Genomic DNA, 11,493 nt, shown 5'->3' with positions numbered 1-11,493 from the left:
GACAATGAGGTTTAACGATGATTACTCAGATTGCGCAACAAGACGCACCTCAAGCAACGAATGAAGCCCAAGTTCGCGATTATGCTGAACGTCTCCTGCTTAGCATGGGGTACAATGATGCGATCTGTACGGCGATGGAATTTCAATGGTTCAATGTCGCAGAAGAACTGCGTTTTATGCAGGACGATTACCGCGGCGTTGCCTAACCATTTGAAAATCCAGTTCGATTAAAAAGGGTTCTTTTTTCTGTAAAGGAACCCTTTTTTGTTTCTCACAGGCTTGTAATGTAATCGAAACAAACATATGTGATAAGAATAAGCTCCTTAAAACAAGGATTTCATCATCCAGAATAAGGGATACGAGAAATGTATAGGACGCTCAGCACAAGCCGCAAGAATCGTTATACCCATCCGGACGCGGAACGTCGCACCAGTGAACTGGCGCACCTTCTGGTCAATGCTTTTGGTTATAAAGAAGCCAAGGAAAAAGCCAGACAAAGTCACTGGAGTGAGGTTGCTGAAACAATTCGTTTTATGGAAAGTGAGTCCCTGCGCCGTTTTTAGGCCGGGTTACACCATCTTTTCAAAATAAGCGATGGTCTTTTTAAGGCCTTCTTCTAATGGGATTTTTGGTTCCCAGTCCAGATGCTTTTGCGCTTTATCAATGATCGGTTTGCGCTGCATGGGATCATCCACAGGCAGGTCTTCAAAGGTCAGGGTCGATTTGGACCCGATCAGATCAATGACTTTTTCAGCCAGCTGCTTGATGGTGAATTCCCCCGGATTACCGAGGTTAATTGGCCCTGTAACCGTGTCATCCGCATTCATCATGCGCACAAAACCGTCAATCAGGTCATCACAGTAACAGAATGATCGGGTTTGCGAGCCATCGCCGTAAATGGTGATGGGCTCGTTACGTAGTGCCTGCATAATAAAGTTAGATACCACACGGCCATCATTGGGATGCATGCGTGGACCGTAGGTGTTAAAGATACGAGCGACACGAATGCTTACGTTATGCTGGCGGTGATAATCGAAAAACAGTGTTTCTGCACAGCGTTTGCCTTCGTCATAGCATGCGCGTGGCCCGATAGGATTGACATTGCCACGGTATTCTTCCGGCTGGGGGTGAATTTCCGGATCGCCATAGACTTCGCTGGTAGAGGCTTGGAAAACCTTGGCACCGACACGTTTGGCAAGGCCCAGAACATTGATGGCTCCATGCACACTGGTTTTAGTCGTGCTCACCGGGTCATGCTGATAATGGATGGGGGAAGCCGGACAGGCCAGGTTGTAGATTTCATCTACTTCCACATAAAGCGGGAAGGTGACGTCATGGCGCATGAGTTCGAAATAAGGGTTATCCAGCAGATGGCGGATGTTGTCTTTGGTGCCGGTAAAGAAATTATCGGCGCAAATGACATCATGGCCTTCTTTCAGGAGGCGCTCACACAAATGAGACCCCAAAAATCCAGCACCACCTGTCACCAAAATTCGTTTGCGCATATGCACGGCTGTATCTCCCCTAAGTGGACTAAAATCCATGTAGCATTCCTGAAAAGAAAAACATAGATGATTTTAATTTTTTATGAAGAGTTTTATCGCTATGTTACTGTACAAGAAAAAGAACGCGGCCCGGTGACGAGAAAGTAAAAACGCATGGCGCAGAAAAGAAGTGATGCTTTGGTGATGAAAGCAATTCGGGCTGATACCAACGGTCCGGAAAATAAACTGCTGGAAAACCTGCAATATCTGGAAAAAAAACCGCAAGGACAATGCGCCATTCATGTGCATATGTCCCGTCTGCAGCGCACCAACAAGAAACCGATTTATATTCGGATTGCGGAACGGGCTTTTGACCAGATCACTTTATCGCACACAGCTGAACTGTTCGTTCTGGGTAATTTCGATATCATCCTGACCTGTCCGGGCACGTTTGTCGGGCAGATTGATAAGGCGCTGGATAGTATTCGTATGCTCTTTAGCGCGGATCCATTGATTGATCAGCGCGATATCGCAGGTGAAGAAGTGCTTTCCAGTTGGTATGATCTGGAAGAAGATTTTGATTTCTTTAAAGAAGCTGTGGTGTCTGCGGCTTTGGCCGGGATGTCTGAAAAGATGGATACCGGCGGCTCAGCTATGGATGATGACAAGCTGACGCCGAAAAATCTGGATCAACTGGCCCGTATTTTCAAGAAACTGGATGCTCGTCCCTTGATGCGCCATCAGTCTGCGGTACAGATCGGGGCAAGCGGGCAGGGGCAATTGCTGTTTCGTGAATATTATGTCTCCATCGCTGATTTGCGCAAGAACGTTGCGCCCAAGGTAGACCTGCTGGCGGACCGCTGGCTCTTTCAGTTTTTGACCACCATTCTGGATCAGCGCGTGCTGCATATGTTGCGCAGCCAGTCCATGGATGATCTGCCGAAAAATATCAGCCTGAACCTGAACATCCAGACTGTTCATACCAAGGATTTCCAACTGTTTGATCAGTTTGTCGGCAATCAGGCCCATCGGGTTATTCTGGAATTTCAACCCGTTGATGTGTTTTCCAATATCTTTGCTTTTGAAGAAGTGCGCGACCTGTTACAGGGGCGCGGCTACAAGGTATTGATCGATACGTTACAGCCGCTGGTGCTGGATTATTTCGATCCCAGTATGTTATGCGCAGACTATTATAAAATCGCCTGGGGGGACAGGCTTGGGGGGTCTGCGACATCAGATGGACAAATGGAAATGCGAGAATTGATACAGTCCATTGGGGCGGAAAAAGTTGTGATTTCTCATGTGGATAGTGAAGATGCGGTGCGATTTGGCCTGCAATTAGGCGTGCAGCGCTTTCAGGGTTTCTTTGTGGATAAGCTGGTCGAAGCTATGACACAAAAGGCAGCCGCAACTGCACGGCGGAGAGGGTAAGACATGAGCACGCAAAATCAGGAAAGCCTGTTTTATGACTACATTCGCCGTCTGGAACATCACCGCCAGGGCCGCGAAATGGCGCATCTGCATCTCTCTAACCTGCGCCCGTTTAACCGCCGTGAACATCATATCCGGGTGGCCGCCGATGCGTTTGAAGGGATGGTCAAGGAATTACTGGGGCAAATCTTCGTTCTGAATAATTCCGACATCATCTTTATTTTCAAGATGGAAGCCATGGGCCAGGTGGAACAGGCCTTAGAGAAAGTGAAATTCTTGTTTGGCGATGATCCACTGCTGTCTGAAGAAGAAGTGGACGGTCAAGGGTTTGCCAGCTGGTATGACGTGGAAAGTGAATATGACACCATCGTCACTATGGCACGCAACATGGTGGAAGAAAGCAAAAATGCCAGCGGTGCCGGCGGTACCTCCCACGATGTAAAAGCCGCGCTTCTGGCCAAGCAGGAAGAAGGCGAGCGTATGTCACCGCGCACCCTGGATCGCCTGATTGAAGCCTTGAAAGCGGCTGATCTCACTAATATGGTGCGCCGTCAGTATGTGTGTCGGGTGGAAGGTGCGCAAAATGTGCCCCATCCAAAGTTTTCTGAACTGTTTATTTCAATCGCTGACCTGCGCGATACCTTATTGCCAGGTGCTAACCTGACGTCTTCGCCCTGGTTGTTCCAGCATTTGACGGAAACATTGGATCGCCGGGTTTTATCATTGCTTGGTAAAACCGAAGAGCGTGATATTACAGGGGATATCAGCATCAATTTGAATGTGGCGACCTTGCTGTCTCCGGAATTCATGAAGTTTGATGAAAATGTCATTGCGGCCATGCGGGGCAATATTGTTTTGGAACTGCAACAGTTAGATATTTTCAGCGATTTGAACGCTTATCTGTTTGCGCGTGAGTTCGTAAAACAGCGCGGGTATCGTATCTGTATCGATGGGGTGAATTATAAGACCCTGCCGTTTATTGATCGCGAACGTCTGCAGGCTGATATGATCAAGCTGATCTGGCACCCGGATATTATCCACGGCGGACATGATCTGACCGATAAGGTAAAGCGTCAGTTGCTGCTGAGCGATCCGAAACGGGTGATCCTGAGCCGTTGCGATAATGAAGAAGCCATTGAATTTGGGCGTGATATCGGCATTGATTTCTTCCAGGGACGACATGTAGAAGCCTTGATTGCGGAAGAAAACCGCCGTCGCAGCATGCGGGTGTTGAAAAAACGCGCCCAGGCTCATGACAAACAAAGCGGCACCAAGAAATCTCTGAGCAGACGGAAGTAATCCATGGAAAAAATCCTCGTCAGCGCCTGCCTTATGGGGGAAAAAGTGCGTTATGATGCGGGGGATTGCCTGATCGATGATCCGGTCATTCAGAAATGGCAGGCAGAAGGTCGATTGGTCCCACTATGTCCGGAAATGGCAGGTGGCTTGCCTGCCCCCAGACCGCCTGCTGAGCGGGATTTAAAGACAGGGCGTATTCTCGATAAAGATGGCAATGATTTTACCGAACCTTTTGAAAAGGGGGCGGAAATCGCGCTGGCACTGGTTCAGGAACATCAGATCAAATATGCTTTATTGAAAGAACGCAGTCCATCCTGCGGGGTCAACATCATTTATGACGGCAGTTTTACGTCGGTGAAAATTCCGGGTTCGGGCCTGACCGCCAGTCTGTTGAAAGAAAATGGTCTTCTGGTCTTTAGCGAGTTTGATCTTGATGGATTGAAGTCCGCTCTGGATATGATATAAGCCCGTTCCATGATTGCGTATGACACACAGATTCTGAAGGAAACCTTTAATCCGCTTTGGCTTTTGCTGGCAGCCTTGCTGCTGGATGCTTATGTCGGGGATATGAACCGTCTGTTCAATGTGATCAAACATCCGGTTGTCTGGATTGGCGATCTGATTTCTTTTCTGGATCAGAAACTGAATCGGGAAACGAGGTCGGAAACCAACCGGGCCATACGCGGCTTTGTGGTTGTTGTCTTCATGGTGTCCTTATGCATTGTCATCGGTATGGCGGTGTCGTGGTTTGGGCAGCATTATCCCCTTGGCTGGACTTTGGAATTATTTCTGACTGTCAGCCTGATTGCACAGCGCAGTCTGTTCACTTACGTGCGCCGCGTTGCGGTTGCCTTAAAAAACGAAGGCATTTCCGGGGGGCGTGAAGCCGTCAGTCATATCGTTGGGCGCGACCCGGACCAGCTGGATGATCATGGGGTGGCCCGTGCGGCCATTGAATCGCTGGCAGAAAACTTTGGCGATGGGGTGGTCGCCCCGGTTTTCTGGTATGTGCTGTTCGGCTTTCCGGGGCTTTTGGTCTATAAAGCGGTCAATACCATGGACAGTATGATCGGTCACAAGTCTGATAAATATAAATCTTTTGGCTTCACAGCTGCTCGTCTGGATGACATCTTAAACCTGATCCCGGCGCGTCTGGCAGGGTTCTGGATTTATTTCGGATCGTTCTTTATGGTCTCGACCACGCCGTCCAAGGCGTTCAAGACCATGTTTCGTGATGCTAAAAAACATAGATCACCAAACGCCGGATGGCCGGAAGGCGCGATGGCGGGCGCATTGGATATTGCGCTGGCTGGCCCGCGCAAATACCGCGAAGGTCAGGCTAATGATCCCTGGATTGGCACGGGCACAGCCCAAGTGACCCCAAAGCACATCAAACAGGCCTTGAAAGTTTATGTGGCGGCTTGTCTGGTTAATGGGGTGTTTGTGGCTTTGATCGCTTTTATCTAAGTGCCAATATCGTTCAACTGGCCTTGCAGTTTGGCACGGTCCTCCGTCAGCGGCAGGTTCACAAAAATGGAAATTCGATTGTTCAGCATGCGATAAGCTTCTGAAAAGGCCAGACGTTTTTCTGCTTCTGTACCTTCGGCTTTTATCGGGTCCGGCACTTCCCAGTTTGCAGTCATGGGTTCGCCATTAAAGGCCGGGCAATCTTCCACAGATGTTTCATCACAGACGGTGAAGATGAAATCCATCTCTTCGGTGATGGTATCCATGGCCTTTGGGGCCTGGCCGTCCAGCCCGTAGTTCATGTTTTTCATCAGATCGACGGTATAAGGGTGTATGTCTTTTGAAGGGTTGGACCCGGCGGAAAAAGCCTTAAAGCGACCCTGACCCAGACGATTGAGCAAGGCTTCGGCAATGATGGAACGTGCGGTATTGTGTTTACACAGGAAAAGTACGTTCAGCGGTTTGTCAGACATGATTATCCTCTTGTGGAACAAATTATGTCTGTAGATTCCTAAGGGGTCTCTGCGACTCTTTGATGACGCTTTTATGATAGATGGGCCGCAAAATTGCCTATTCTTCCCATTCCATTTCGCTGAAAACCTGCTGGGCATTTCGCCCGGCCAGTGACGAGAATTGCTTGAGGTATTTAAAATCGCTCTGGTCAACTTTGGGGGCGGTGATCATATCCCCGCCAGCTTCCAGGTGCTCTCTGATTTTCTGACGCAGGTTGACAAGATAATCATAGGTTTGTTTCGTTGCGGTCTTTAAGTCGGTTGCCGGGCCATGGCCGGGGATAATATGTTTGGGGGCAAGGGTCTTGATCCGCTCAAAGGCCGCAATCCAGTCTTTGGAATTGGATTGTTCGCCAACCCCTAAGATACGTTCCACATAAATGATATCTCCGCTGAACAGCGTGCCTTTCGATTTCACCCAGACAATACTGTCGCCCGGTGTGTGGGCAGCTGCCGGATGTTCAATCACAATTTCCAGCCCGCCAAAGGCCAAGCTGTGACTTTCATCAAAGGTGATATTGGCAAAACTTGGCACTGTACCCTCCAGCTTTGCCCCCAAAAACTGTTTCAGAGCAGACAGTTGCAGATCACTGCGTTCTTTCTGGTCTTCAACGGCGGCACGGCTGGCAATGACTTGTGCACCCAAGTCTTGCCAGTATCCGTTACCGAGCCATCGATGATCCTGCCCGCCGGTGTTGATGACATATTTGACAGGCTTCTGGCTGAAGGTCCGGATGGTGTCATGGATCTTCTTTGCGCCTTCGCGACTGCCGCCTGCATCAATCAAAATTAACCCGTCATCTGTGACAACCACGCCAAAGGTCGCGTTATTGGCGAGGTTGGTTTCGGATCGTTGTTCCGTTTCCCCGACTAAAGCGTAAATCCCATCGGTGACAGGCTGAATTTCCAAAGCAAAAGTCGGGGGCGTGGTGAAGAGAAGTATGAAGAAAAGAGGGAGAAAACGCATGGCAAACCTTTATATAAAATTTACCTAATATATCACAGTGTCAGAATAAGGGAATTGCCAATTGCGAAAATCAGCCACCCCCCTATATTCAAAGAAATATTTTTTGTTTAAAGGGAATGATCATGTCTGATGCTGATTTAGATAAGCACGCCAGTAAAATGGCGAAAAAGAAAGCTGCCCGTGACCGTATGATGGAAAAAAAGATCGATGAAAAAGGTCTGGTGATCGTTCATACCGGTAAAGGCAAAGGCAAATCATCTTCGGCTTTTGGTATGGCGCTGCGTTGCGTCGGTCATGGCTTCAAAGTCGGTGTCATTCAATTTATCAAAGGTGCCTGGGATACGGCGGAACGCCGCGTGTTTGAAGGTTTCCCTGACCTCGTGACCTTCAAGGCGATGGGTGAAGGTTTTACCTGGGAAACACAGGATAAAGAACGCGATATTCAGGCCGCACAAAAAGCCTGGGCAGCAGCCAAGGAAATGATTGAAAGCGGGGAATACCGCATGGTCATTCTGGATGAGATCAATGTGGCTATGCGCTATGACTATGTGGATGAAGCCGACGTTCTGGAAACTTTGAAAAACCGCCCAGATATGGTTCATGTGTGCCTAACCGGGCGTCATGCATCCGATGAATTGCTGGAAGCAGCAGAATTGGCCACCGAAATGACCCTGGTGAAACATCCATTCAGAAGCGGCATCAAAGCCCAGCCCGGTGTAGAATTTTAGCATTTTCTTTAGGTTTTACAGGCATTCTCTTGGCAGGATCATTTTAAAGGAATAGTTCCATGAAACGCTTATTGGCTGTTTTCGTTGCCGTTTTTACCTTGTTTGCTGCTGAAAAATCTGTCGCGGCAAATCAGGATGCCATTCAGATTTTGCTGGAAACAGAAGCCACAGCAAGACATGTTTTGGGGTCGAAACAATATAAAGAACTGAATGAAGCCTTCAACAAGGCTGTTGGCGTTGTCATCGTGCCACGTCTGTTAAAAGGCGGTTTCATCATCGGCGGTGAATATGGCAATGCTGTACTGCTGGCCAAAAAACCTGACGGAACCTGGAGCTATCCGGCCTTTTATACCATGGGCGGCGGAAGCCTCGGTTTGCAAATCGGCCTGAAAGACAGTCAGATCGTTTATGTCATCCGCACGGAATCCGGCCTGAATGCTATTCTGAATGACCAGTTCAAGGCGGGTGCGGCAGCTGGTGTGGTAGTTGGATCCTTCGGGGGCAGTGTGGATGGATCAACGACGACCTCTATGGGGGCAGATATTCTGGCCTTTTCACTGGATCGTGGCCTCTTTGGCGGCGGGGCGGTGGAAGGTGCTGTCTTTGCCAAGCGGGCTGACCTGAATGAAAGTTTTTATGCCCAAGCTGTTGAACCCCGCCAGATCGTATTGGATGGTGTGGTGAGCAATCCGGCGGCTGATTCTTTGCGTGCTACCCTTTCTGCCTTAGCCGAATAAGAATGACCAAAAAGACCAAAGCCCTGATGTTTCAGGGCACAGGCTCAGACGTGGGGAAATCCCTGTTGGTTGCGGGCCTGTGTCGCGCCTATGTGCGCAGGGGATTGAAGGTTGCGCCATTTAAGCCACAAAATATGTCCAACAATGCGGCTGTTACGGTGGAAGGCGGGGAAATCGGCCGCGCCCAGGCCTTGCAGGCACGCGCCTGTGGTCTGGATTTGACTGTCCATATGAACCCGGTCTTGTTGAAACCCCAAACCGACGTGGGATCGCAAGTGGTGGTGCAGGGCGAGGTCGTGGGTAATTGTTCGGCGCGTGATTACACCAAATTAAAGCCCAGCCTGATGCCAAAGGTACTGGAAAGTTTTGAAAAGCTGGGCGAAAACGTTGATTTGGTCTTGGTTGAAGGCGCAGGTAGTGCGGCTGAAGTCAATCTGCGTGCCTCTGATATTGCCAATATGGGGTTTGCTGAAGCGGCGGACATTCCCGTTATCCTGATCGGTGATATTGATCGCGGTGGGGTGATTGCTTCCATCGTTGGCACCCATGTTTTATTGCCAGAAGCTGAACAGAACCGTCTTAAAGGTTATCTGATCAATAAATTCCGGGGTGATGTTACGATTTTTGAACCTGCGCTGGATATCATCCGTGATAAATGCGGCCTTCGAAGCTTTGGAACGGTGCCATATTTCCCAAAAGCAGGCCTTTTACCTGACGAAGATGCCATGAGTTTGGATAAACGAGGGGCAGATCGTGATAAAGGTGCGATCAAAATCGCCGTGCCGCGATTGGCGCGCATCGCCAATTTTGATGATTTTGATCCTTTGCGCGCTGAAAAAGACGTGTTTGTGGATATTGTTGAAGCGGGTCGTCCCATCCCGGCAGATGCGGATGTGATCCTGCTGCCTGGGTCCAAAGCGACCATTGCCGATTTGGTTTTCCTGCGTGACCAGGGCTGGGACATTGATATTCACGCACATGTTCGCCACGGTGGCCATGTGGTGGGTTTATGTGGCGGCTATCAGATGATGGGCAGACGCGTTACTGACCCAGACGGCATTGAAGGAAATATTCGTGAGGTTGAAGGACTGGGATTGCTGGATATGGAAACCGTCCTGAAAGGTCCGAAAACCCTACGTGCTATTGACGGTATTTGCCTGAATAACGAAGAAAAAGTCAGCGGTTATGAAATGCATATGGGTGTTTCTGAAGGCCCGGCGCGCAAACATCCTTTGTTGAACCTTGAGGGGCAGGATGAAGGCTGTGTGGCAGAAAACGGTCAGTTGATCGGCAGTTACCTGCACGGCCTCTTTAATGAAGATGGTTTCCGTGCAAGGTATCTCGCTTCCATTCAGCAGGACCGACAGGTGAGTCTGTCTTATGAACAGCAAATCGATGAGGTTCTGGATTTGCTGGCGGATCATCTGGAAGAATATTGCGACCTCGATGCCTTGCTGGACCTGGCCTAAATGTTTCAGATCAGACTGTTTGAACCGGGCGATGAAGCGGCCATGATCACGCTGTTTCAACGTTCTATCCGCGAAGTGGCCTCCCTTCACTATACGCCAGATCAGATCAAGGTCTGGGCACCGGATGAGATTGATGTTGAGGCTTGGACAAAGCGCTGTCAATCCCGCCCCACCTGGCTTGTCTGGTCAGGGGATCAACTGGCTGGATTTGTTGATTTGGAAGCCGATGGGCATCTGGATTTGCTTTATGTTTCGCCTGATTTTCAGCGCGCAGGTGTGGCGAAACTGCTTTATCAACAGGTAGAGAAACAGGCAGTTTTGAACGGAAATTCAAAGATTTATGTAGAAGCCAGTCTGTCAGCACGTGGGTTCTTCGAACGTCAGGGCTTTTATGTGATTGAACAGCAGGAAGTGGAACGCGGGGGGCAGTTGTTAACCAATTTCCGGATGGAGAAGATGCTGTAATCTTATTGTCATCCCCGCGAAAGCGGGGACCCAGCCAGTCGATGGACATATTCTGGGTTCCCAATCAAGTTGGGAATGACATAAGAGGTCAAATAACCCCCTTCTTCGTATCCCACCAATTTTTATTATCAATGGCGCGGCGTTTGGTCTTGATGCCTTTTAGAAGATTACGTCCTTTCTGCACATTGACCACATGTTCCGGCAGGTTAAAATATCGTTGCACAAAGGCAACAACGTGGGCTTCCACCAGTTCACAGAGCGCACTGACCACTTCGTCCGGTAATTCACCACGATCCAGCACGGCCTTTTCCACATTCTGATCATCGCCATAAACCCGAACGATGGTGATCATGGTCTGATTGGTGAGTGAGGCACCGGGGTTTTCCAAAAGCCGGATGACAGCGCCTTTTTTACCTGAAGCCACAATGCGCCGACAGATGTTGGGCGAGACGATTTCCCGACCTGCAATGGCGCGGATTTTATCGGTCGCGCCACTATCGATGATATCTTCCAACACTCTATCTTCTAGTACAGGAGAAAGAGACAGAACAGGAATGGCAACCTCTGAGATATCATGGGCGAGCTTGCTTGCGATGGTGCCGGGCAGGTGGGGGGACCCGGCAACGGCTTCGGCAATGGCAGCGCGCACGTTGGTGATTTCATCTTCGACCAGTTTGGCGACAATTTCCTGGGCGATGGTGCGTTCGGTGGCAGACAGGTCCGGTTCGTTCAAAGCCGTCCCCATATCACGGGCCAGATCAACCCGGTGTTGTTCATTCATACGTTCGCGCAAGGCAGCGGCCCGTTTGGACAGGGTCTGTGTGGTCGGCGTGGTGCTAAACATTCTGGCCTCACATGCTTCTTTTTTTGACGTTAAAGTCATTCTAGGCTGCAAAATATCTTTTGGATGTGACGCCAAACACAGCTACAACAG

14 protein-coding genes are annotated in these 11,493 nt (G+C 49.6%); 10 read left to right on the top strand and 4 right to left on the bottom strand.

From position 1 onward, the window contains the following. Positions 1 to 17 precede the first annotated feature (17 nt). A complete protein-coding gene (locus tag RYZ26_RS09615) occupies positions 18 to 206 on the top strand; it encodes a hypothetical protein (RefSeq protein ID WP_317682984.1) in 189 nt (62 codons plus the stop codon). A gap of 159 nt (positions 207 to 365) precedes the next feature. Continuing rightward, positions 366 to 563 (top strand): hypothetical protein, encoded by a 198-nt coding sequence (locus tag RYZ26_RS09610; RefSeq protein WP_317682983.1) that lies wholly within the window; start codon positions 366 to 368, stop codon positions 561 to 563. Between the two features lie 6 nt (positions 564 to 569). Here the strand turns inward: RYZ26_RS09610 and RYZ26_RS09605 are convergent, their stop codons facing one another. After that, positions 570 to 1,544, bottom strand: a complete 975-nt coding sequence (locus RYZ26_RS09605; protein WP_317682982.1) for a UDP-glucuronic acid decarboxylase family protein — start codon at positions 1,542 to 1,544, stop codon at positions 570 to 572. Positions 1,545 to 1,658: 114 nt separating this feature from the next. Here RYZ26_RS09605 and RYZ26_RS09600 point away from each other — a divergent pair, with 114 nt between their 5' ends. From RYZ26_RS09600 to cbiB, 4 genes are read left to right on the top strand one after another with little or no spacing between them, the layout of a single operon-like run. Next, positions 1,659 to 2,915 carry an EAL domain-containing protein gene (locus RYZ26_RS09600; protein WP_317682981.1) on the top strand — a complete coding sequence of 419 codons (1,257 nt, stop codon included), beginning with the start codon at positions 1,659 to 1,661 and terminating at the stop codon, positions 2,913 to 2,915. A 3-nt stretch (positions 2,916 to 2,918) separates the two neighbouring features. After that, complete coding sequence (locus RYZ26_RS09595; protein WP_317682980.1) at positions 2,919 to 4,214, top strand: EAL domain-containing protein; 1,296 nt, start codon at positions 2,919 to 2,921, stop codon at positions 4,212 to 4,214. Positions 4,215 to 4,217: 3 nt separating this feature from the next. Next, entirely contained in the window at positions 4,218 to 4,679 is a 462-nt protein-coding gene (locus RYZ26_RS09590) for a 2-thiouracil desulfurase family protein (protein ID WP_317682979.1), read from the top strand. 9 nt (positions 4,680 to 4,688) lie between these two features. Continuing rightward, a complete protein-coding gene (gene cbiB, locus RYZ26_RS09585) occupies positions 4,689 to 5,681 on the top strand; it encodes an adenosylcobinamide-phosphate synthase CbiB (protein WP_317682978.1) in 993 nt (330 codons plus the stop codon). Here cbiB and RYZ26_RS09580 read toward each other — a convergent pair. Further along, positions 5,678 to 6,154 (bottom strand): arsenate reductase ArsC, encoded by a 477-nt coding sequence (locus RYZ26_RS09580; RefSeq protein WP_317682977.1) that lies wholly within the window; start codon positions 6,152 to 6,154, stop codon positions 5,678 to 5,680. The genes cbiB and RYZ26_RS09580 overlap by 4 nt on opposite strands. 97 nt (positions 6,155 to 6,251) lie before the next feature. Then, the gene (locus RYZ26_RS09575; RefSeq protein WP_317682976.1) at positions 6,252 to 7,160 is read right to left on the bottom strand and encodes an MBL fold metallo-hydrolase; all 909 of its coding nucleotides are present in this window, start codon (positions 7,158 to 7,160) and stop codon (positions 6,252 to 6,254) included. A gap of 122 nt (positions 7,161 to 7,282) precedes the next feature. Between RYZ26_RS09575 and cobO the strand changes: the two genes are divergently transcribed. From cobO to RYZ26_RS09555, 4 genes are read left to right on the top strand one after another with little or no spacing between them, the layout of a single operon-like run. Next, the gene (cobO, locus tag RYZ26_RS09570) at positions 7,283 to 7,888 is read left to right on the top strand and encodes a cob(I)yrinic acid a,c-diamide adenosyltransferase (protein ID WP_317682975.1); all 606 of its coding nucleotides are present in this window, start codon (positions 7,283 to 7,285) and stop codon (positions 7,886 to 7,888) included. Between the two features lie 59 nt (positions 7,889 to 7,947). Next, positions 7,948 to 8,625, top strand: a complete 678-nt coding sequence (locus RYZ26_RS09565; protein ID WP_317682974.1) for a lipid-binding SYLF domain-containing protein — start codon at positions 7,948 to 7,950, stop codon at positions 8,623 to 8,625. Positions 8,626 to 8,627: 2 nt separating this feature from the next. Then, a complete protein-coding gene (locus RYZ26_RS09560; RefSeq protein ID WP_317682973.1) occupies positions 8,628 to 10,094 on the top strand; it encodes a cobyric acid synthase in 1,467 nt (488 codons plus the stop codon). Continuing rightward, complete coding sequence (locus tag RYZ26_RS09555; RefSeq protein WP_317682972.1) at positions 10,095 to 10,559, top strand: GNAT family N-acetyltransferase; 465 nt, start codon at positions 10,095 to 10,097, stop codon at positions 10,557 to 10,559. Positions 10,560 to 10,647: 88 nt separating this feature from the next. On the opposite strand, the gene RYZ26_RS09550 is transcribed toward RYZ26_RS09555, so the two are convergent. Next, complete coding sequence (locus RYZ26_RS09550) at positions 10,648 to 11,403, bottom strand: DUF2336 domain-containing protein (protein WP_317682971.1); 756 nt, start codon at positions 11,401 to 11,403, stop codon at positions 10,648 to 10,650. Positions 11,404 to 11,493 lie beyond the last annotated feature (90 nt).

The organism is Terasakiella sediminum, from assembly GCF_033100395.1.
Lineage (GTDB): Bacteria > Pseudomonadota > Alphaproteobacteria > Rhodospirillales > Terasakiellaceae > Terasakiella.
Note: the sequence above shows the minus strand (reverse complement) of the source record. Positions and strands in the feature narration are given on the sequence as shown.